Here is a 21,808-nt window from a genome sequence, read left to right on the forward strand (position 1 = left end):
GCTTCAGTGCTTGCAGCGTTTAATACGCTGCCTGTGCGCTCGGACGGGCAGCAATCCGGTCGCGCCACTCCTGCAGGTGCGGCATGGCTTCGTCGGCGGGCCGGAATTTCAACATGCCGCGACCAAACTCCAGTGCACAGAACGCGGTGATGTCGGCGATGGTGAAACGCTGCCCCGCTATATAGGGCTGCTGCGCCAGTTGCTGGTCCAGCCAGCGTGCCGTGTGGCGCATCTTTTCGCCCTGGGCACGACCGAAATCGGCAAACTGCGGCTGTTCCAGCGGCGCCAGCACAGGGTGGGTATGGCGCGCACAATCGGCAATGGTACTGAGCAGATGCAGTTCGACGCGGCGATCCGCCATTTCGATGAACGCATGTTCGTCATAACCCTCGCCCATCAGATTCGGCTCCGGCACCCGACCTTCCAGCCAGCTGCAGATGGCGCGGGTCTCGGTCAGTATGCGCCCATCATCGAGCTCCAGCGCCGGCACCCGTCCGAACGGATTTTTCTGCAGGAAGTCGGCGCTGCGCTGCTGGCCCTGCAGCAGATCGAACGACAGCAGTTCCACCGCTATACCTTTCTCGGCGAGGAACATGGCCACCCGGCGCGGATTCGGGGCGCGCGGCGCGGAATACAGTTTCATCTAACACTCCCTTCAGTCGGATCACGGCAAGGCTGGCCGCGTAGCGCATGATACGCCGGATTGGGCGAAATGATGCTGGCGCTGTCGTCCGGTGTGAACAGCTGCGGTGCAAAAGATTGACATTATGACCAGATGCACTTAGATTGCCGCTAGGCTCACGAAGCCCACCGGACCATTCGTCAGCCCACCGGCTCACTCTCCACAAGGATCCCCATGCAACGCACTCTGATTTCGCTCGCCGCCATGCTGGCTCTGGGCGCCACGCTGCCCGCCGGCGCACTCGCCGCCGCCCGCGCACCTGCCAGCGCCAGCAAACCCGCCATCGTCACTAGCCAGTTACCGCGCCACGCTGTGCCCAGCCACTACGCCGTATCGCTGGTACCGGATGCCGCCCAGCGCAGCTTCAGTGGCAGCGTCACCATCACGCTGAATATGCTGGAAGCCAGCGACAGCCTGACGCTGCATGCGGCCGACCTGAGCTTCCGTGGCGCCGCCATTAGCGCGGCCGGCGGCCAGACTGGCCTCGCGGCAGACAAAATCAGTGTCGATGCACAGAAACAGACCGTCACCCTGCACTTCCCCCGCCTGCTGACCAAAGGCGGCTACCAGCTTAAACTCGATTACGACGGCAAGATCAACACCCAGGCCAGCGGCCTGTTTGCGCTCGACTATGAAAACGGCGGCGCCAAAAAGCGCGCACTCTACACCCAGTTCGAGAACTCCGATGCGCGCGCCATGATCCCGTCGTGGGATGAACCTAACTACAAAGCCACGTTTGCGCTGGAAGCCACCATCCCGGCCGGCCAGATGGCCGTGTCGAATATGCCGGTCAGCAGCACCAGCACACTGGCCGATGGCCGCCAGCTGGTGCGCTTTGCCGCCTCGCCGAAAATGTCCACCTACCTGCTGTTCTTCGCCATGGGCGAATTCGACCGCATCAGCAAAGTCGCCGAAGGGACGGAACTGGGCGTGATCACCCAGAAAGGCATGGCCAGCCAGGGCCAGTTCGCGCTCGATTCCTCGGTCGCAGTACTAAAAGAGTACAACGATTACTTCGGCGTCAAATATCCGCTGCCGAAACTCGATAACATCGGCGCGCCGGGTCGCAGCCAGTCCTTCAGTGCGATGGAAAACTGGGGCGCCATCTTCACCTTTGAAAACGCCATCCTGCTCGACCCGCGCATCGCCACGCAGGACGACCAGCAGACTTCCTTCCTCGTCGCCGCCCATGAAATGGCGCACCAGTGGTTCGGTGATCTGGTCACCATGGCATGGTGGGACGACCTGTGGCTGAACGAAGGCTTCGCCTCGTGGATGGAATCGCGCACCACCGACCGCCTGCATCCGGAATGGCAATGGTCGCTGCGCGCGGTCGATACGCGCGAGCAGGCCATGGGGCAGGATGCGCTGGCCACCACCCATCCGGTGGTACAGAAGATCGCCACGGTGGAACAGGCTAGTCAGGCCTTCGACAGCATCACCTACCAGAAAGGTGAAGCCGTGATCCGCATGCTGGAGGACTATGTGGGCGAACAGGCATGGCGCGCCGGCGTGCGCCAGTACATGGCCAAGCATAAGTACAGCAATACCGTTTCGGATGATCTGTGGCGCGCAGTAGAACAGGCAGCGCACAAGCCGGTATCGGCGATCGCCCACGATTTCACCCTGCAACCGGGCGTGCCGATGATCCGTGTGGACGCCGCCAGCTGCAGCAAGGGCCAGACCCGCGTTACCCTGACTCAGGATGAATTCAGCAAAGACCAGCCAAATAAAAAAGCCCTGCGCTGGCGTGTACCGGTCATCGCCCAGACCGTTGGCGGCCAGCCAGTCCGTACGCTGGTCACGGGTGGCAAGGCCAGCGTCAACCTGCCCGGCTGCGGCGCGGTGGTCGTGAATGCCGGCCAGACCGGCTACTACCGTACGCTGTATGCACCGGCAGCTTTCGCCAAGCTGGCCAGCCAGTTCGGCCAGCTGCCGACCATCGACCAGCTGGGCATACTGGGCGATACCCGTGCACTGGGCATGGCCGGTCTGATGCCGGCCAGCAGCGCACTCGATCTGGCCAGCAGTACTGCCGTCGACGCTGCGCCGCAAGTGTGGAACAGCATTGCCGGCACCCTGCTCAATCTGCATGCGCTATACGAAGGCATGCCGGCCCAGCAAGCCATGCTGGACAAGTATGGCCGCCAGCGGCTGGCCCCCGTGCTGGCCCACGTCGGCTGGCAGGCACGCGCGGGCGAAAGTGCGGCACAGGCCAATCTGCGCGAGACACTGGTGGTAGCGCTGGGCGCCATGGGCGATGAAGGCGTGAGTGCTGAAGCACGGCGCCGCTTTGCGGCCGTCGGCAACGATGCACGCGCCCTGCCGGCCGAACTGCGCCGCCCTATCCTTGGTGTGCTGGCCGAAAATGCCGATGCCGCCACGTGGGAGCAGTTGCACAAGGCAGCGCGGGAAGAAACCACGCCGATGATCAAGGCCGAGCTGTATGGTCTGCTGGGCGCCGCCAAAGATAGCCAGCTGGCCCAGCGCGCGCTGGAACTGGCGCTGACCGATGAAGGTGGTGTGACCACCAGTGCCGCGATTGTCGGTCACGTATCGGGCAACCATCCCGATCTGGCCTATGACTACGCACTGGCGCACTACAGCGCGTTCGAGCAGAAAGTCGATGCCAGCGCGCGTAGCCGCTACTTCGCCCGTCTCGGTGGCCGTTCGTCCGATCCCGCCATGATCGATAAGCTGCGCGCCTATGCCGCCAAATATCTGGCACCGGAAGCGCAAGGCGACACCAATATGGCCATCGCCGCCATCCAGTACCGCATCAAGGTGCGCCAGACCCGCCTGCCGGAAATCGAAGCCTGGCTGGCCAAGCACCAGTAAGTCAGCTCCACCGAGGCAAAAAAAAACCAGCGTCATCGCGTGATGATGCTGGTTGTAAAACGCTCGAAGGCGTGGGGATGTCGGAAGTCTGGCGGCTAGCGTGCCGCCTGGACGGTAACTGTGCCGGGCTTGCGGGTCCGGCAACCGGGCGCGGGGCTCAGGCCGCGCGCTACAGGTGTTACTTTGCCAGCCTTCCGTCTGACTAGGCTTAGGGGATGATTAAGCTAGATTAATTTTCCCGAACTGCTCGTGCCTGTTCAGGACAGAATGATGGTGCCGGTGCTTCAGGCCACCGGCCAGCCTGCCGAGTCATGCACCGTGGTATCCCGCACCGGCTTGGGTGCGGCGAGCAACTGGCACATGCTGGAATCAGCGAAACGCATCATAATCAAGCTTTGTGACGCCGCCGTGACGCCTTCCAGCAATGACAAAAATACATGTTTTAGCCTGCCCGCGCCAGTCCGTGCGCGCCATCGCCCTACTGCTATGCTGCGGCATGGTGCTGCAGGCCTGCAGCCCTGTGCCGGCGCAACCCTCTCACGCCGGCACCGCCGATTCTGCACCGCGCGGCAACGCTAGCAGCACCCAGCAGCCCACGGCTGCCACTGTGGCTGCAGCGTCGGCGCCAGCGCAGGCCACGGCAACTGCCAGTGCCCCAGCCCCTTTGCCGCTGCTGCAATTCGATGATGGGGCCAGCCAGATCACCGTGATCGTGCGACGCGGCGGGCTGCTGGCACGACTGGGCCATGACCACCTGATACGGGTGAAGAATCTGCGCGGTAGCATCGATCAGCAGCACAACCGCGCCAGCCTGCAGTTCCGGCTCGACGAAATGCTGGTCGATCCACCCGAACTGCGGCTGGCCGCCGGCCTCAGCCCCCAGCCCTCGGCAGATGCCGTGGCCGGCACACGGCAGAATATGCTGAACCGCGTGCTCGATGCGGCGCGCTATCCACTGGTAGTGCTGGAAGCCGAACGCAGTGCCGACGGCCAGAGCCTGCAACTGAGCCTGACGCTACATGGCGTAACGCGCCGCATGCAACTACCCGCCAAGATCCAGAGCGATGGCCGCAGCCTGCGCGCCGAAGGCAGTTTTACCATCCTGCAGAGCGACTACGGCATTACCCCGTTTGCCGTGATGGGCGGCGCACTGGCCGTGCAGGACCAGCTGGAACTGCATTACCGCCTGCTGGCGCACTAAAAAAAAAGCCCGCGGATGAGCGCGGGCCAAAGAAAATTTCAAATCGGGAGAGACTTGAAAGAGCAGAGACAGTATCGCTGCTCAACGTGACAGGGTGATGACAAACCAACGTTTATCTTCCAGCTCATCGGCTAACCAGCAATTTCAATCCCAGCCCGACAAAAATCGCCCCGGCAATGCGGTCCATCCACTGGCCTGCACCCGGATGGCGGTTGATCCAGCCACCCACCGCGCCGGAAAAATAGCCGAGCAGACCGAATACCAGCACGCCCTGCAGGGTGAAAAGTATCCCCAGCTGGGCCGTCTGCCAGCTGGCATCGCCCCGCTCAGCCAGCACGAACTGGGGCAGGAAAGACAGGAAGAACAGCACCACTTTGGGGTTGATGGCATTGGCCAGCAAGCCTTTGCAGAACAGCCGCACCAGAGATTCTTCCGGCAGGCCCGCCCCCTCCACCCGCGCACCGCCACGGCTGCGCAGCGCACCGATGCCCAGCCAGACCAGATAGCCGCCACCCAGCAGCTTGAGCGCACCGAAAGCCAGCGGTGACGCCTTGATCAACGCGCTGACACCCAGCGTGGCCAGCACAGTGTGGCTCAGACAGCCGAGCGCGCAACCCAGTCCGAACGCCATGCCCTGACGCCGTCCGCGCGACATGCCGACACTGAGCACCATCAGATTATCCGGTCCCGGCGAGACGGTAATCAGCATGGCAGCCGTGAGAAATCCAACCAACTGTTCAGGTGAAATAAGCATTCTGGCTTTCCTGCGCGAAAAAACGCCATCTTACCTGCGTTGAAACGACAGTGCCATTGTGCCAAAGATCAATTTTTACTTTCAGGCACTAAGTTCTCGTTTAAAATGCACTCTCCTTGCCAACCCGACTGCCGTCGCTTTTACGCCCCTCTATGAGATTTGCGCGTCGCCTCCTGCAGCAACTGATCTCCGGCCTATCCGGTGCGCAGGCACGCTCGGGCGCAGCGCCATTGCGCAGATGGATGCTTGGGCTGGCGCTCTGGCTATGTGCAAGCACCTTCATGGCGCCTGCGCAGGCACAGATAGGGGATGGCCCGATAGGCCTGAACAACAGCAGCATCGATCTACTTCAGCATGCCCGCCTTTACAGCGACGAAGGCCAGCCCTTCCCGGTCGATGCGGCCAGCCTGCCCCAGTTCGTCAGCCAGCTGAAACCGGCCGAAAAGGTCGATCTGCTGGGCGGACACTACTGGCTGGTGGCAGAAGTACGCAACGACAGCCAGCAGGCAGCATGGGTGATCGATCCCAACGACACCCTGATCGATCTGGTGGATATCCAGCTGTATGGCCCTGATGGCAGCGTGCGTCAGATGCTGACCGGCTATCGCCAGCCCCACGCCTACCTGCTGCACTATGGCCGCGATATGGATCTGCTGCCGGGCCAGCGCTACCAGATCCTGATCCGCTTCTCCAGCCCTTATTTTGCCCGCACGCCCGTCATGTCGGTGCTGCCACGAGCCCAGTACCAGCAACTGGTGGCGACGGAAAATGTGCTGATCATCGGTTCCATCGGCGCCCTGCTGGCGCTCACCGTGTTCAATTTCTTCATCTATTCCATCACGCGCGACCGCTCCTCGCTGTACTACTCGCTGTATGTACTGTGCTATGCGCTGGCGTGGGGCATGACCTTCCACCTCTCGGCCGACCTGTTCGACTGGCACAATCTGCACTGGCATTACGTGCCCTTCTTCCTGCTGCCGGTACTGAGTACACTGTTCTACACCAGTTTTTTGCGCCTGCAGGACTATGCGCCCAGACTATACCGTCTCAGCCGCATAAATCTGATCCTGCCGTTGCTGACGCTGCCCACCTGCTTCTTCGCGCTCAGCTACGCCCACACCATCGCCACCATCGTCATCACCATCTGGATGACGCTGGCCCTGATCAGCGGCATCGTGGTATGGCGCCGCGGTTACTATCCGGCGCGCTTTTTCGTACTGGGTTTTGTCGCCCTGATGGTGCCCGGCCTGCTGATCCTGCCTGCCAATGTGGGCCTGATCCCCGCCGTGGTCAGCAACGCCCAGCTATTCACCCTGCTGGGCGGCACACTCGATGGGGTGTTGCTGGCGTTTGCGCTGGCTGACCAGATCCGCCTGCTGCGCAATACACTGGAGCAGCGCGTGCATGAACGCACCGCCCAGCTGAGTGAAGCCAAGGAACATGCGGAAGTGGTGAGCCGCCACCGCATCGATTTTCTGTCGGCCATGAGCCACGATATCCGCACCCCGCTGGCCGGTGTGATCGGCATGATCAAGTTCGCCATGCGCGATCAGGCCGTGCAGGGCCGCACCGAAGAATACCTGCGCATCGGTCTGCAGAACAGCGAATCGCTGCTGGCCATCCTGAACGACATTCTGGACTTTTCCAAAATCGATGCGGGCCGCCTTTCGATCGAATCGGTCGATTTCGATCTGATGGAACTGGTTGACGACGCCGTTGGCATCCTGCAGACCCAGGCCGATGCCAAGAGCCTGCTGCTGCGCACCGAACTGGCGCTTGATCTGCCGCGCTATGTACGGGGCGATCCGACCCGTCTGCGCCAGATTCTGCTCAACCTGCTGGGCAATGCCATCAAATTCACCGACCGCGGCGAAGTGCGGCTGCAAGTGTCCACCATGCTGCTGCAGGCGGGCCAGCACAGCATCAGCTTCGATGTCAGCGATACGGGTCCCGGTATTCCTGCGGCCGCGCTGCCGCGCCTGTTCCAGAAATTCGAGCAGGCCGACCAGTCCACCACGCGCCGCTACGGCGGCACGGGGCTGGGTCTGGCCATCTGCAAGGAACTGGTGGAACTGATGGGTGGCTCGATCGCCGTTCAGAGCCAGCTGGGCGTGGGTTCCACCTTCAGCTTTACCCTGCCGATGGCGCTGGGCGATGCACCGCTGGCACCTACCACGCGCCTGCCGCGAAGCGAGCGCCATAGCTACCGCCTGCGCATCCTGTGCGCGGAAGATGTACGCACCAACCAGATCATCGTCAGCACCCTGCTGGAAAACATGGGGCATGAAGTGCGCATGGTGGAAAATGGCCTGCAGGCCCTGCATGCACTGAGTAACAGCCAGTACGATCTGGTACTGATGGATGGCCGCATGCCGATGATGGATGGCGAACAGGCGGCGCGCCTGATACGCATCGGCGGCAGCGATGACTATCAGGTGCTCGATGCCGGCGTACCCATTATCGCCCTCACGGCCAATGCCAGTGACCATGACCGTCAGCGCTATCTGGCCGTGGGCATGGATGGTTTCCTCAGCAAACCGGTGGACGAGCAACTGCTGTACGAGCAGATCGAACAGATCATTGCGCGCCACCTGAGCCGCGGCAGGCCGCTGGCACTGGGCCAGCACAGCTACCGTGTCGCCACCAGTGCCGAAGCGCTGGATGCCCAGTTCGGCGTCGCGCCGGCGGCGCCACAGCAGGCTGCTACCAGCCCACCTGCGGCCGGCAAGGATGGCGCCATCCGTATCGAGCCCCTGTCCGGCATGTCGCCCAGCCACATGCAGCGCATCACCCTGGCCTTCCTGGAAGAAGCGCCACGCCGCCTGGAAGCGGCCAGCTCGGCACTGGAAGCAGGCAACGCCGCCATGGCCGCTGCCGCCATCCACGCCCTGAAAGGCAGTGCCAGCTACCTGAGCGACAGCCAGCTACATGGCCTGTGCACGGCGATGGAAGAAGCCGCTATCAGCGGCGACCTGCCGGCCACGCGGGCCCACCTGCCAGCCGTCACGCTGGCGCTGGAACAGGCCTGCGCCGATCTGGCCCATGCCACGCCTGAGCCGCTCAGAAAGCCGGCTCGCCCGCAATCGGCTGTGGATAGCCACTGACACCTGATACAGCAATTAGTTGTACGATGGTCGTATGCCTTCCTGTTTCAGGTTGAAAGCTCAAGGTAGTCACAGTGCGAGGCTAAATTGCCACTCTCTACAGTTTTTTTTCAAAACAGGAAACATCATGGAAGCACGCGCCTGGGTCAGGATGCCATCCGCCCGCCGCCTCGATCTGCTTGATCCTACCCCGTTCGACTGGGACGACAGCGATCTGGCGCTAGGTCTGGCCCGTACCTATCGCTGGGGCGGTCATTCGGCATGGCGCCGTCCCCTCTCCGTAGCCCAGCATTCGCTCAGCGTGATGCATCTGCGCGCCGCCGACAGTCTGGCGCGCGGCACCCCGCTGGCGCCGCTGCAGGCGCTGCGCGAACTGCTACACGATGCCGAGGAAGGCTTGCTGGGCTTCGACTGCATCTCCCCCCTCAAACCGTTTCTGGGCGAGGGCTTCAAGGCACTCAGCCAGCGACTGGAACAGGCCGTGTTCCTGCGCTACGGCCTGCCGCGCTGGAACCAGCGTGACTATGCGGCGCACAAGCGGGCCGACCATCTGGCGGCTGCCAGCGAGGCTGTGCATGTGGTGGGCTGGTCGGCAGCGGAAGTGCGACGTACCCTGCAGATCCGCAGCCAGCCACTGGAACACGATCCACTGGTGGCGATCTACGGCGGTGTTGCATGGGAACCATGGGAACCGGCACTGGCCTGCGAGCGTTTTCTGACCCAGCTAGAACAGCTAAAAACCCGCACCGCGTGACAAACTACCTGACCTTTATACGCTAAAGGGGCGGCAGATAAGGGCTTTTTACAGATATCCACATCAACTGTGGATAAGCTTGTGAATAAGCCCCACTTGACAGCAGAGAACGCCTGTAACGACGCGGCGCAGAACAAATTGCCCATTCTTCGAGCATTTTTTTCACCTCATAAAATCAAGTACTTAGCGCTGGCAGTCGTTAAGTAAACGGGCTCGCTACGGAACCCGGAAAATATTTTTTTGCCCCGCCGGTATAATGCGCGAGACAGTGGCTTTACCGGACGCGCGAAATCTTTGACAAACTTTGCGGCAAGGAATAGTGTGAGCCTTACAACCGCTATTCTTTCTTCGACTCACCGTGGGATTGATGCATGAATCACAACGACGAAGACACTGACTGGATCATAGAGGACGAAGCGGTACCCGGTGCAGAAACGGCTCTGGCCAGCAAACCCGAGGCACCGGCCGGTCCGCCACCATGGCGCATACTCATCGTCGATGACGATGTGGATGTGCACGTCGTCACCAAATTCTCACTCAGCAATGTGTGCTTCCAGGGGCGCCGCCTGAGCTTCCTGCATGCCTACAGCGGTGACGAAGCACTGACCGTACTGGCCGACAACCCCGACGTGGCGCTGGTGCTGCTCGATGTAATCATGGAAACCAGCGATGCCGGCCTGATCGTGGCACGCCAGATCCGCGAAACCCTGCATAACCAGCTGGTGCGCATCGTGCTGCGTACAGGCCAGCCCGGTCAGGCGCTGGAACATAGCATCATTCTCGATTACGACATCAACGATTTCTGGTGCAAAACCGACCTCACCACGCGCAAGCTGTTCACCACCGTAATCGCTTCGCTGCGGGCCTACGAAGGGCTGCAGCAAGCCCACCAGCAGACCCTGCAACTACGTGCCGAACTGGAGATGGCGCGCCAGTTGCTAGCCGCCGCCAAACAGCCCACCAGCGCTTAAGTTTCACTTAAGTGTAGGATTGTTAAAGCACTTTTCTTGATATCCACAGAGGCTGTGGATATCTATGTGGAAAAGCCCCTCTTGACAGCCCACAAAGCCTGTAACCATGCGGCTTTCAACAAACTGCCCATCAATCAGGCAAAAATAAACTCCTTAATAATCAATGACTTAAAATCTCACAGATTATCACCCGAATTTATTTGAAAAAAATTCTTGCTAACATGCTTTGTGTATAAGTAAACATCAAAAACCTGCTAGCTGTGCCAGTTTGCGGCGCAATTCCGGCTCTAGCAGCACCCGCTCGATGACTTCGGCGGGAATGTTGTGCGACTTCATATATTCGATCGCGCACAGGGTATTGAAGCTGCGCTGCACTTCAATGCCCCGATCCACTGCGGCACTCACGAGCGCATTGCGGCGCGGCTGGATCAGGTGGGTGGAAACAGTCTGGTTCATAGTCGTCCCGAGGGCGGTTGGAAGTCGAAAAACCGTATGATCGCAAACAGATGCTACGGGATTATTAACCAGCCGCGACAAAAGTCAATGTCAGCCTCGTATCGGCGGAAAATATACTATTCATGCGTGGAAACCGACATAGACACAGGGAAAGAGCGGCGCGATAATGCCGCATGACCCGCCTTCCCGACCACCCGCAACCCTCCTCCCTGCTCGATCTCTTCGTTTCCTTCACCCTGCTGGCGCTGCAAGGCTTTGGCGGCGTACTGGCGGTAGTCCAGCGCGAACTGGTGGAACGTAAACGCTGGCTTACGAAAGAAGAATTCATCGAAGAATGGGCCGTCGCCCAAATCATGCCGGGCCCCAACGTAGTCAATCTGGCACTGATGATAGGCGGTCGCTACTTCGGTCTGCGCGGCGCGCTGACCGCACTGGCGGGCATGCTGGCCGTGCCGCTGATGGTGGTACTGGCGCTGGCCGTGCTGCACGCCCAGTTTGCCGATGTCGCCGCCGTGACCGGTGCCCTGCGTGGCATGGCCGCGGTTTCGGCCGGCATGATCGCTGCCACCGGCCTGAAGCTGGCGTCGTCGCTACGCAAGCACCCATTACGCTGGTGGATCTCGGCCGTGCTGGCCGTATTCTGCGTGATTTTCGTGGTGCTGCTGCACCTGCCGCTGGCCTACACCCTGCTCAGTCTGGGCAGCATAGGCGTTACCTGCACCTACCGCGCACTGCAACGGGGGCGGGCATGAGCGAAGCACCGCTGCATCTGGTCCTCACGCTGGGCGACTGGCTCAACCTGTTTGGCCACTACCTGCTGCTCTCGCTGATGTCGATTGGCGGCGCCATCTCCACCACCTCGGAAATGCACCGTTTTCTGGTGGAAGAACATCACTGGCTCACGCAAGCCCAGTTCAATGACGCAATCGCCATCGCGCAGGCGGCTCCGGGGCCGAATGTGCTATTTGTGGCGCTGATGGGCTGGAAAGTGGGACTCAACACGGGCAGCTATCTGGCCGCATTTGCCGGTGTGGCAGTGACCATGCTGGGCATACTGATTCCCTCGACTACGCTGACCTATCTGGCCGCGCGCTGGGGCCATGAAAACCGCGAACTGCTGGGCGTACGCGCCTTCAAGCAAGGCATGGCGCCGGTCGTGGTCGGGCTGATGGTTTCGGTCGGCATCATCCTCGGCAGCGCGCATCGCGACTGGCAGCAGGACTGGCCGCTGTGGACCCTGTCCGCGGTGGCAGGGTTGCTGATCTGGCGCACCCGCATCCATCTGCTATGGCTGCTGGCTGCAGGTGCGCTGCTGGGCGGATTACAACTGGTGTAATCAGTCCTTGATGGCTTCGACAGCGAAGCTCAGCGTCACATCGTCACCCACGTAAGGCGCGTATTTACCGGCGTTGAATTCGGTACGCTTGATGGTGGCCGTGGCGTTGGCGCCGCAAGCCAGTTTCTTCATCATCGGGTGATCCATGCACTGCATGTGGGTCACGGTCAGGGTGACTGGCTTGGTGATGCCTTTGATGGTCAGGTTACCGTCGATGGTGGCCAGTTTATCGCCATTGAAGTTGAACTTGGTCGACTTGTAGGTAATGGTCGGGAACTTGGCGGTATCGAGGAAATCTTCGCCCTGAATGTGGCTATCGAACAGTTTCGAGCCGGTATCGACCGATTTGGTGTCGATCACCGCTTCCACCGAACCCGTCTTGGCAGCACGATCCAGCACGATTTTGGCGCTGGTGGCGTTGAAACGGCTTTGCTGCGTCGAATAGCCGAAGTGGCTGTATTCGAAGCGGGCAAAGGTGTGGTTAACGTCGGAAGTGAAGGCTTCCGGTGCCGCAGCAGCGGACAGCGAAACGCCTGCAGCGATCAGCAGAGCAAGGATTTTTTTCATGGGAAACTCCAGTTAGAGCAACAATTAGTCAGAACTCGACCGGACAGGAAAGCTGGCCAGTGAATATCTTCGAGTGCTGACGATTATGCTTGCGAGTTTCTTGAATGTAAAACGCAAAATTTACCGTTTTATTATCGAAAAAATCGATCATACGACACTGTGCGCCGGCCGACGCATGGGCTGACGCTGACCATACATCCAACTCCGCCAACACCATTCGATAGGTCCGAAACGGAAATGGCGCAACCAGTACTGGCTTAACACCAGCTGTCCCGCATACACAAGCAGCCCCAAAAGCGCAGCTGGCGCGGGCGATAGCCAGCCAAACAGTCCCAGCCCGTAGCCGAAGAAGATAGCACCAGCACGCCCGCCAGCAACAGCTTGCCCCGCTGTGGCGCTGCCAGTGTGAATAGCCGGCTACGCCACGCCAGCATGCCGAGCACGAACAGCGCTAGCGTACGGGGGAAAATAGTCACATGCAGCGGCACTATGGCAGACAGTTCATGCCAGCTAAATTGCAGCACCTGCAGCCAGTTGCCTTCACCATAAGCTTGCCGCGCCTGCCGGATATGATTGACCAGCCAGATGCTATCGGGCCATTGCAGCGCCAGCCCGAGTTCGGATGACAACAGGGGCAGTAGCGCGGGTAGCAGCGCAGGCAGTAGCAGATACAGCAGCAGTAGCGCCAGCGCCGACCATGCGAGCGTGCTGCGACGGGCGCGCAGCAGCGGCAGCACCAGCAGACCAGCCAGTGCATACTCGGTCAGAATGTCTCCATTCCAGATCAGCAGCAGGTGGATCAGCCCCAGCACCATCAAGAAGAGCAAGCGCCGCAGCAGCCAGTAATATGGCCGGCCCGTGGCGCACAGCCGCTCGTACTGCATCGCCAGCCCGCGCAGAATATCGATGGCCTCCAGCCGGTTCTGGCTGGCGCCAACGGGCGCCAGCGGGATCGATGGCGGCAACTCAGGCCGCTCCATCGGCCAGGGACATGCGCCACTTGCGCCACTGACGCCATAGGCTGAACGCCAGTGCAGCACCAAACCACAGCATGGTGTAGTAGCTATTGCGTACGCTGCTACGCTGCTGGGAAATGCTGGCGCAGCTCGCCAGTGCCGGCTGTGTCGCGGCATAGCTTACAGTCACTTCGGCGCCCTCTTGGACATGGGTGCAGTCCTGCAAACCGCACACCGATGCACTATCCGTACCCGTGTAGGCGTTGCCGTCCACCACATAGCGATAACTAACGCGCCCATGGTTATGACAGGATTTTTCCGTCACATACCCCGTCACGCTACGCCCAGCGCGGGCGATCTGCTGCGTTTCATAATCACGCTTGAACGTGCTAACTGATATCACCAGAAAAAACACCGCGCCCACAAGATTCAGACCGCGCTGCGACAGCAGCCACTTCCATCGATTTATCACCGCTTTGCCTCAATCTTCATGGCGAGTTAGCTCGTCACGTTCTTTATCGCTCTTGCGCATCCAGCGGTTGTGCAGATGGCGCTCGATCGGATGCCCCACTACGAACAGCAGCAACACCAGCAGCAATGCCATGGCAGCGATGCGCCAGCCGCCCATGCCGCAGACGATGCCGATACAGGCTGTGACCCAGATCGATGCGGCCGTGGTCAGCCCGCGCACTTTATTGGAATTCCGGTCCAGCACAATCACGCCGGCCCCCAGAAAACCGATGCCGGTAATGACACCCTGCAGTGCGCGGCTCAAGGCTTCACGGCTATAGCTGCCGGGTGCCGTGACGAACTCCATGCTGGCCATGGTGACCAGCGCTGCACCCAGCGCCACCAGCCCCAGCGTCTTCATGCCCGTCTGCTTGCCCTTCAGATTGCGATCGAGCCCGATGATGGCGCCAAATACCAGCGCCACCACCAGCCGCGCCAGTACATCCCAGTAATCTATCGTGTCCGTCATTCTGTGCCATACGGTTGCTATCGAATCACTGCATTCTACTCCGGCCACAGCAGCGCCGATGCAAAAACGGCAAATCGCGTAAAATGCTCGCTTAACTCCTCGTTACTCCCACATGAATACTCTGCTGACACTGCTGTTGGCCGGCCTGTCCATGGTCGGCCCGCTGGCCATTGATACCTATCTGCCCTCGTTCCCTGCCATTGCCCGTAGCCTCGACGCCAGCCCGCTACTGATCCAGCAGACGCTCAGCATGTTCCTGTTCTGCTTCGCCTTCATGATGCTGTTCTACGGCACTCTGTCGGACTCGTTCGGACGTCGTCCCGTAATCCTGATCTCGCTGGTGCTCTACATCGCTGCCTCGATCGCCGGCGCGCTGGCGCCATCGATAGGTGTGCTGCTGGCCTGCCGCATCGTGCAGGGTCTGGCCGCCGGTGCTGGCTCGGTGGTAGGGCGCGCCATTATTCAGGATCGTTTCTCCGGCGCCACCGCGCAAAAGATCATGTCGCATGTGATGATGATCTTCGGCCTGTGCCCCGCTATCGCGCCCGTGCTGGGCGGCTGGCTGCAGGTAGGTTTCGGCTGGCGCTCGGTGTTCTGGTTCCTCGCCGCCTTTGGCATACTGATGTTCGTCGCCGTGCAGCGCATGCTGCCGGAAAGTCTGGCGGAAAAAGATCGCCATCCCTTCCACCCCGGCGTGATCGCCGCCAATTACTGGAAGGTGGTCTGCCACCGCCAGTTCCTGCTGCTGTCGGTAGCGGTGGGCACCAGTTTTGCAGGCGTGGCGCTGTACATCGGCTCGGCCGCCTACTTCGTGATGGATATTCTGCACCTGCCGGAAACGGCATTTGCATGGATGTTCGTCCCACTGATTAGCGGCATGGTGATCGGCTCGGCCCTGTCGGGCAAATATGCCCACCGTACCTCCCGTCCGGCACAGGTCTGGGCCGGCTTCGTGGTGATGCTGGCGGCCGGCGTGATCAACGTGGCCTACAACAGCTATTTCACCGCCAGCGTGCCTTGGGCTGTGGCACCGCTGTTCATCTACACCTTCGGGCTGGCACTGGCGATGACGCCGCTGTCGCTGCTGGCACTGGAATACTTCCCCAACAATAACGGGCTGGCGTCGTCCATGCAGTCCTTCATCCAGATGATCCTGTTCGCGCTGGTGTCGGGACTGGTGGCGCCGCTGCTGTTCGACAGCGCGCTGAAACTGGCGTGGGGTGTGCTGGTGAGTCTGGTCGTCAGCCTGCTGGCATGGGTGTGGGCACAGGCCGGACAGCCGAAAACACCGGATGGGGCTGGCTTGTAATAAAATAGCAGGCTGATCTTTCTAACCCTCCCCTAACTATAAGCTGTCTATGCGCCTGACCTCCTTCACCGACTATTCCCTGCGCACGCTGCTGTTTCTCAGCGCGCACCGCGATCGTCTGGTGACCATACAGGATATTGCCGACACCCACGCCATTTCGAAAAACCATCTGATGAAGGTGGTCTACCAGCTAGGGCTGGCGGGGCTGGTGGAAACCGTGCGTGGCCGCAATGGCGGCCTGCGGCTGGCCAAAGAACCCAAAGATATCAATATCGGCGCCGTGGTGCGCAGCACGGAAAGCGATTTCTACGTGGCCGAATGCTTCGACCGCGCCCACGACACGTGCGCCATCACGCCCGAGTGCATCCTCAAGCACTCGCTCAACGACGCCATGGAAGCCTTTCTGGCCGTGCTCGACAAACAGACTCTGCAGGATCTGCTACCGCCGGCCCGCGGCAGCGCCCGCCCCGTCAAACTGCAGCGCGGCGCGGCGGCATAAAATCCGCCGGACCGCCCTACTCAGGCGGCAAACAGCTGCAACTGCGGCAACGAGGCCATCAGATCCGAGAAACGCTGCCCCTGTATCATCACGTGCTCGCGCAGCAATTGCGCTGCACGCTCGCCATCGCCTTCAATAATCGCCTGCACCACCCCATCATGCTCGCGATAGGAATTCGACAGCCGGTCGCGCACCCGTAACTGCAGGCGACGGTAAGGCCGCAGACGACGGTAGAGCGCGCGGGTCTGCTCGATCAGGAACTGATTGTGGCTGCCCGCATAGATAGCTTCATGGAATAGCTCGTTCTTGTAGTAATAGACGTCCGGCTCTTCCGCTTCCATCGCCTGCATGCAGTCCTGATGGGCAGCCAGCAGAGCCTGCTGTTCTTCGCGCGTCATGCGCCGTGCCGCCAGCCGGCCGCAGGTGGCTTCCAGTTCCGACATCATTTCAAACATCTCGACCAGTTGCTGCGGCCCTAGCTCGGCCACAATGGCGCCGCGCCGTGGACGGATAACAACAAGCCCCATCGAGGCGAGCTGGATCAGGGTTTCGCGTATCGGTGTGCGCGACACGCCAAAGCGGGCCGCCAGTTCGGTTTCATCCAGATGCTGGCCCGGCTTGAGCGTGCCAACGGCAATCATTTCTTCGATTTCTTCACGCAGGGTGGCGGAATGGGTAGTCATGGCAATTTGAACCTTGTGTATAACAAGCTTCATTATAAGTGTTCAAAATCTCTTGACAATGTATTTGGACAGGATATTCTTGTATACACAAAAAACAGAGTTGCATAATAGACCCACCCCTTGGAGGAAACATGAGTAAGATGAGTAAGATAAGCCGCCGCTCCGTGCTGGCCGCGCTGGCCGTCAGCCCCCTGCTGCTGCAACCCGCCTGGGCCCAGAACACCACCCTCAAGATCTCCCACCAGTTCCCCGGTGGCACCATCAACGAGGGCGACTTTCGTGACCGCCTGACCCGCATGTTTGCCGCAGAAGTGGAAAAGCGCAGCAAAGGCAGCCTGAAATTCGAGATCTATCCGGGTTCGTCTTTGATGAAAACCAACGCCCAGTTCTCCGCCATGCGCAAGGGCGCACTTGATCTATCGCTGGTTCCGCTGTCGTATGCGGGCGGCGAAGTACCGGAAGTGAACATCGGCCTGATGCCCGGCCTCGTGACTTCCTACGAGCAGGCTTACGGCTGGAAGAATGCGGAAGTGGGCAAGGAGCTGAGCCGCATCCTCAATGAGAAAGGCATCGTGCTGATCAGCTGGATCTGGCAGGCGGGCGGTGTGGCATCGCGCACCAAGCCAGTGATCGATCCGGAAGATGCCAAGGGCATGAAGATCCGTGGCGGCTCGCGCGAAATGGATCTGATTCTGAAGGCGGCCGGTGCCGCCGTGGTTTCGCTGCCTTCCAACGAAATCTATGCAGCGATGCAGACCGGTGCCATGGAAGCGGCACTGACCTCCTCCACTTCACTGATCTCGTTCCGTCTGGAAGAAGTATCGAAAGCGCTGACCACGGGACGCGCCGGCGCCTACTGGTTCATGTTCGAACCGCTGATGATGTCGAAGGCTGTGTTCGACCGCCTGAGCAAAGAACAGCAAGCCACCATCATGGCCGTGGGCGCCGAGATGGAGAGCTTCGCCCTCAACGCCGCCAAGGCCGACGATGTGGAAGTGGCCAACGTCTACACCAAGGCCAAAGCCAAGGTAGTGGATCTGAACCCGGCCGCGCTGAAAAAATGGCAGGCGATTGCCCGTACCACGGCATGGAAGGACTATGGCGAGCGCAATGAAAACTGCGCCAAACTGCTGAAACTGGCGGAGAAAACCCTGTGAGCCACGGCTTCGAACTGGAACCGGCACGCGCCGCCGCCGTGCCGGACAACCCTGCCATTGCTGCGGCCATGGCGCTGCTAGCCAGCATCAACCGTGGCCTGATGCGGCTGTCGATGATCGCGCTGGTGCTGACGGCCGTGATCCTGACCTACTCGGTGGTGTCGCGCTACTTCTTTCAGGCGCCTACCGACTGGCAGGATGAAGCCTCGGTATTCATGCTGGTCGGCGTGACCTTCTTCTGCACCGCGTATGTGCAGTCGCAGCGCGGCCACATCGGCATCGAAGCGATTGCCGGCCTGCTGCCGCCGCGCGTCAATGCGGCCCGCTTGCTGCTGGTTGATCTGGTATCGGCGCTGTTCTGCTGCTTCTTCGCATGGAAATCGTGGGCGCTGTTCCACGAAGCCTATGTGGATGGCCAGACCACCTCCTCCACCTTCGCCCCGCCGCTGTGGATCCCCTACGGCATGATGGCGCTCGGTATGAGCCTGCTGGCACTGCAACTGGTGCTGCAGACGCTGGCCCGCATCACCAATAAACCTGTTACGGAGCGTGCCGCATGAGCGATCTGACCCTCGGCGCGCTGTACGGACTCGCCACCCTTGTCATCATGTTTTCTGGCCTGCCTATCGCATTTGCGCTGGGCGTGGTGGCCACCGGCTTCATGTACTTCTGCATGCCGCCGTCTTCGCTCGACACCATCACCCAGAACGTCTACGAGGAAATGGCATCGATTACCCTGCTGTCGATACCGCTATTTATTCTGAAAGGCGCGGCGATCGGCAAATCACCGGCCGGTAAGGATTTATATTCCGCCATCCACACGTGGATGCACAAGATACCGGGCGGGCTAGGCATCGCCAACGTGTTTGCCTGTGCGCTGTTCGCGGCCATGGCCGGCTCTTCGCCAGCCACCTGCTCGGCGATCGGTTCGGCCGGCATTCCGGAAATGCGCAAGCGCGGCTACTCGCCCGGTTTCGCGGCCGGCATCATCGCTGCCGGCGGCACGCTGGGTATTCTGCTGCCACCATCGATCACCATGATTCTGTATGCCGTGGCAGCCGAACAGTCGCTGGGCCGCTTGTTCCTGGCTGGCATAGGCCCGGGCATTCTGCTGGTAGTGCTGTTCGCCGGCTATGCCGTGTACCGCGCCCGCAAGGAATACCGCATGGCGCTGGAAGTCTATAACAACGGTGGCGCCAAATCGGCCTATCTGGAAGACGAACACTTCACGCTGGCACAGAAAGTGGAAATGCTGCCGCGCGTGCTGCCCTTTATCATCCTGCTGATCGGTGTGATGGTGGCGCTGTATGGCGGCTTTGCTACGCCATCGGAAACGGCCGGTCTGGGCGCGCTGCTGGCCATGCTGCTGCTGGCCGTGATCTACGGCGTATGGCGTCCGAGCGAACTGTCGCCCATCCTCAGTTCTTCGATCAAGGAATCGACCATGCTGCTGCTCATAATCGGCATGTCGCTGTTCTATTCCTATGTGATGAGCTATCTGCACATCAGCCAGTCCGCTGCCGCATGGGTGGTCAGCCTGCACCTGTCCAAGTGGCTGCTGCTGGCCGTGATTCTGCTGATGGTGGTGGTATTCGGCTTCTTCCTGCCGCCCGTCTCCATCATCCTGATGACGGCGCCCATCATCCTGCCGCCACTCAAAGATGCAGGCTTTGACCTGATCTGGTTCGGCATCGTCATGACGGTGGTGATGGAAATGGGGCTGATCCACCCGCCGGTGGGACTGAACATCTTCGTGATCAAGAACATCGCACCGGACATTCCCCTCAAGGATGTGGTGTGGGGCGTGTTCCCTTTCCTGATCCTGATGCTGGTGGCAGTGATACTGCTGTGCTTCTTCCCCGCCATCGCCACCGGACTGCCTGACATGATCATGGGAGCAAAATAATGAACTGGAACACCCTACAGCAGAACCGGACGGCGCGTTTGCAGCGTGCCGCCACGGTGCTGGGCAGCGCGCTGGAAGGCAAAAGCCTGCCGGCGGCGCGCATCGCCGATCTGCTGCATGCCGTGCTCGAATGCGGTGACCGCGTCTGCCTCGAAGGGAACAACCAGAAGCAGGCTGATTTCCTCGGCCATGCGCTAGCGAATCTGGACCCGACCCGCATCAACCAGCTGCACATGCTGCAGTCCGTGCTGGCCCTGCCCGAACACCTCGATGTGTTCGAGCGCGGCATCGCGGCGCGGCTGGACTTCTCCTTCTCCGGCCCGCAGGCAGCACGGGTGGCCCGGCTGGCTTCGGCCGGCAAGCTGAATATCGGCGCCATCCACACCTATCTGGAGCTGTTCAGCCGCTACTTCGTCGACCTGCCGCCACGCGTCTGCCTGATCGCAGCCGAAGCGGCCGACCGGCACGGCAATCTGTACACGGGGCCGAACACGGAAGACACGCCCGCCATCGTCGAAGCCACCGCCTTCAAGCAGGGCATCGTGATCGTGCAGGTCAATCGTATCGTCGATCAGTTACCGCGGGTTGACGTACCGGCCGACTGGGTGGACTTCGTCGTGCAGTCGCCGCGCCCCTACTACATCGAACCGCTGTTCACCCGTGATCCCGCGCAGATCTCCGAGATACAGGTGCTAATGGCGATGATGGCCATTAAAGGCATCTATGCCGAATACGGCGTACAGCGGCTGAATCACGGCATCGGCTTCGACACGGCAGCGATCGAACTGCTGCTACCTACCTATGCCGAATCGCTGGGCCTGCGCGGCAAGATCGGCCAGCACTGGGCACTCAATCCCCATCCGGCTCTGATCCCTGCTATCGAAGCGGGCTTCGTCAAATCGGTGCATTCCTTCGGTTCGGAACTGGGCATGGAAAACTACATCCACGCCCGCCCCGACGTGTTTGCCATCGGCCCCGACGGCAGCATGCGCAGCAACCGCGCCATGTGTCAGGCCGCCGGCCACTATGCCTGCGATATGTTCATCGGCTCGACGCTGCAGATCGATTTGCAGGGCAATTCGTCCACTGCCACGGCAGGCCGTATCTCCGGCTTCGGCGGTGCCTCCAACATGGGTGCCGATGCGCGCGGCCGGCGTCACGCCAGCCCTGCATGGCTGAAGGCCGGCCAGCAGGCACGCGCAGGCCGCAACACCATCCCGCGCGGCCAGAAGCTGGTCGTGCAGATGGTGGAGACCTTCCGCGAGCACATGCAGCCAGCCTTCGTCGAGAAGCTCGATGCTTGGACGCTGATGGAACAGGCTGACATGGCCATCCCGCCCGTGATGATCTACGGCGACGATGTGACCCACATCCTGACGGAAGAAGGCATCGCCAACCTGCTGCTATGCCGCAGCGACGAGGAGCGCGAACAGGCGATTCGTGGTGTGGCCGGCTACACACCGGTGGGACTGGGGCGCGACCAGCGCATGGTGGAAAACCTGCGCGATCGCGGTATCATCCAGCGCGCCGAAGATCTCGGCATCGACAAACGCATGGCCACGCGTGATCTGCTGGCAGCACGCAATATGAAAGACCTGGTGCGCGCTTCGGGCGGGCTGTATCAGCCGCCCAAACGCTTCCGCAACTGGTAAGGAG

At 60.8% G+C, this 21,808-nt stretch carries 21 protein-coding genes; 13 read left to right on the top strand and 8 right to left on the bottom strand.

Going from position 1 to position 21,808, the window contains the following annotated elements:
• Positions 1 to 19: 19 nt before the first annotated feature.
• Positions 20 to 643: a glutathione S-transferase family protein gene (locus ABNT42_RS16160; protein ID WP_348698654.1), complete on the bottom strand. Its 624-nt coding sequence runs from the start codon at positions 641 to 643 to the stop codon at positions 20 to 22.
• Positions 644 to 856: 213 nt separating this feature from the next.
• Here ABNT42_RS16160 and ABNT42_RS16165 point away from each other — a divergent pair, with 213 nt between their 5' ends.
• Together ABNT42_RS16165 and ABNT42_RS16170 are read left to right on the top strand one after the other, a co-directional pair.
• Positions 857 to 3,520: a M1 family metallopeptidase gene (locus ABNT42_RS16165; protein WP_348698656.1), complete on the top strand. Its 2,664-nt coding sequence runs from the start codon at positions 857 to 859 to the stop codon at positions 3,518 to 3,520.
• Between the two features lie 424 nt (positions 3,521 to 3,944).
• Entirely contained in the window at positions 3,945 to 4,721 is a 777-nt protein-coding gene (locus ABNT42_RS16170; RefSeq protein WP_348698657.1) for a YceI family protein, read from the top strand.
• 124 nt (positions 4,722 to 4,845) lie between these two features.
• Here ABNT42_RS16170 and ABNT42_RS16175 read toward each other — a convergent pair whose 3' ends face one another.
• Positions 4,846 to 5,475, bottom strand: coding sequence for a LysE family translocator (locus ABNT42_RS16175; RefSeq protein WP_348698659.1), 630 nt, complete (start codon positions 5,473 to 5,475; stop codon positions 4,846 to 4,848).
• A gap of 152 nt (positions 5,476 to 5,627) precedes the next feature.
• Here ABNT42_RS16175 and ABNT42_RS16180 point away from each other — a divergent pair, with 152 nt between their 5' ends.
• From ABNT42_RS16180 to ABNT42_RS16190, 3 genes are all read left to right on the top strand, one after another.
• A complete protein-coding gene (locus ABNT42_RS16180) occupies positions 5,628 to 8,579 on the top strand; it encodes an ATP-binding protein (RefSeq protein ID WP_348698661.1) in 2,952 nt (983 codons plus the stop codon).
• A gap of 127 nt (positions 8,580 to 8,706) precedes the next feature.
• The gene (locus ABNT42_RS16185) at positions 8,707 to 9,333 is read left to right on the top strand and encodes a phosphohydrolase (RefSeq protein WP_348698663.1); all 627 of its coding nucleotides are present in this window, start codon (positions 8,707 to 8,709) and stop codon (positions 9,331 to 9,333) included.
• A gap of 371 nt (positions 9,334 to 9,704) precedes the next feature.
• Positions 9,705 to 10,304, top strand: coding sequence for a hypothetical protein (locus ABNT42_RS16190; protein WP_348698665.1), 600 nt, complete (start codon positions 9,705 to 9,707; stop codon positions 10,302 to 10,304).
• A gap of 243 nt (positions 10,305 to 10,547) precedes the next feature.
• Here the strand turns inward: ABNT42_RS16190 and ABNT42_RS16195 are convergent, their stop codons facing one another.
• A complete protein-coding gene (locus tag ABNT42_RS16195; RefSeq protein WP_348698667.1) occupies positions 10,548 to 10,760 on the bottom strand; it encodes a hypothetical protein in 213 nt (70 codons plus the stop codon).
• 173 nt (positions 10,761 to 10,933) lie between these two features.
• Here ABNT42_RS16195 and ABNT42_RS16200 point away from each other — a divergent pair, with 173 nt between their 5' ends.
• Together ABNT42_RS16200 and ABNT42_RS16205 are read left to right on the top strand one after the other, a co-directional pair.
• A complete protein-coding gene (locus ABNT42_RS16200; RefSeq protein WP_348698669.1) occupies positions 10,934 to 11,512 on the top strand; it encodes a chromate transporter in 579 nt (192 codons plus the stop codon).
• Positions 11,509 to 12,096: a chromate transporter gene (locus tag ABNT42_RS16205; RefSeq protein ID WP_348698671.1), complete on the top strand. Its 588-nt coding sequence runs from the start codon at positions 11,509 to 11,511 to the stop codon at positions 12,094 to 12,096. The genes ABNT42_RS16200 and ABNT42_RS16205 overlap by 4 nt, the downstream gene beginning before the upstream one ends.
• Here ABNT42_RS16205 and ABNT42_RS16210 read toward each other — a convergent pair whose 3' ends face one another.
• From ABNT42_RS16210 to ABNT42_RS16225, 4 genes are all read right to left on the bottom strand, one after another.
• Entirely contained in the window at positions 12,097 to 12,663 is a 567-nt protein-coding gene (locus ABNT42_RS16210) for a YceI family protein (RefSeq protein ID WP_348698673.1), read from the bottom strand.
• A gap of 257 nt (positions 12,664 to 12,920) precedes the next feature.
• The gene (locus ABNT42_RS16215) at positions 12,921 to 13,628 is read right to left on the bottom strand and encodes a hypothetical protein (protein ID WP_348698675.1); all 708 of its coding nucleotides are present in this window, start codon (positions 13,626 to 13,628) and stop codon (positions 12,921 to 12,923) included.
• Between the two features lies 1 nt (position 13,629).
• The gene (locus ABNT42_RS16220) at positions 13,630 to 14,022 is read right to left on the bottom strand and encodes a hypothetical protein (RefSeq protein WP_348698676.1); all 393 of its coding nucleotides are present in this window, start codon (positions 14,020 to 14,022) and stop codon (positions 13,630 to 13,632) included.
• 78 nt (positions 14,023 to 14,100) lie between these two features.
• On the bottom strand, positions 14,101 to 14,598 hold the full coding sequence (locus ABNT42_RS16225; protein ID WP_348698678.1) for an MgtC/SapB family protein: 498 nt from the start codon (positions 14,596 to 14,598) through the stop codon (positions 14,101 to 14,103).
• 112 nt (positions 14,599 to 14,710) lie between these two features.
• On the opposite strand from ABNT42_RS16225, the gene ABNT42_RS16230 reads away from it, so the two are divergent.
• Together ABNT42_RS16230 and ABNT42_RS16235 are read left to right on the top strand one after the other, a co-directional pair.
• The gene (locus ABNT42_RS16230; RefSeq protein WP_348698679.1) at positions 14,711 to 15,907 is read left to right on the top strand and encodes a multidrug effflux MFS transporter; all 1,197 of its coding nucleotides are present in this window, start codon (positions 14,711 to 14,713) and stop codon (positions 15,905 to 15,907) included.
• Between the two features lie 49 nt (positions 15,908 to 15,956).
• Entirely contained in the window at positions 15,957 to 16,406 is a 450-nt protein-coding gene (locus tag ABNT42_RS16235) for an Rrf2 family transcriptional regulator (protein ID WP_348698681.1), read from the top strand.
• Positions 16,407 to 16,426: 20 nt separating this feature from the next.
• On the opposite strand, the gene ABNT42_RS16240 is transcribed toward ABNT42_RS16235, so the two are convergent.
• Positions 16,427 to 17,089: a GntR family transcriptional regulator gene (locus tag ABNT42_RS16240; protein ID WP_155435221.1), complete on the bottom strand. Its 663-nt coding sequence runs from the start codon at positions 17,087 to 17,089 to the stop codon at positions 16,427 to 16,429.
• A 140-nt stretch (positions 17,090 to 17,229) separates the two neighbouring features.
• Here ABNT42_RS16240 and dctP point away from each other — a divergent pair, with 140 nt between their 5' ends.
• The 4 genes from dctP to mdcA are packed head-to-tail and all read left to right on the top strand — an operon-like array spanning position 17,230 to position 21,804.
• Positions 17,230 to 18,246 (top strand): TRAP transporter substrate-binding protein DctP, encoded by a 1,017-nt coding sequence (dctP, locus tag ABNT42_RS16245; RefSeq protein WP_348698683.1) that lies wholly within the window; start codon positions 17,230 to 17,232, stop codon positions 18,244 to 18,246.
• A complete protein-coding gene (locus tag ABNT42_RS16250; protein ID WP_348698685.1) occupies positions 18,243 to 18,806 on the top strand; it encodes a TRAP transporter small permease in 564 nt (187 codons plus the stop codon). Before dctP ends, ABNT42_RS16250 begins: the two co-directional genes overlap by 4 nt.
• A complete protein-coding gene (locus ABNT42_RS16255) occupies positions 18,803 to 20,152 on the top strand; it encodes a TRAP transporter large permease (protein WP_348698686.1) in 1,350 nt (449 codons plus the stop codon). Before ABNT42_RS16250 ends, ABNT42_RS16255 begins: the two co-directional genes overlap by 4 nt.
• The gene (gene mdcA / locus ABNT42_RS16260) at positions 20,152 to 21,804 is read left to right on the top strand and encodes a malonate decarboxylase subunit alpha (protein WP_348698688.1); all 1,653 of its coding nucleotides are present in this window, start codon (positions 20,152 to 20,154) and stop codon (positions 21,802 to 21,804) included. The genes ABNT42_RS16255 and mdcA overlap by 1 nt, the downstream gene beginning before the upstream one ends.
• The last annotated feature ends 4 nt before the right edge of the window (positions 21,805 to 21,808 follow it).

The organism is Duganella fentianensis (assembly GCF_964031615.1).
GTDB lineage: Bacteria > Pseudomonadota > Gammaproteobacteria > Burkholderiales > Burkholderiaceae_D > Rugamonas > Rugamonas fentianensis_A.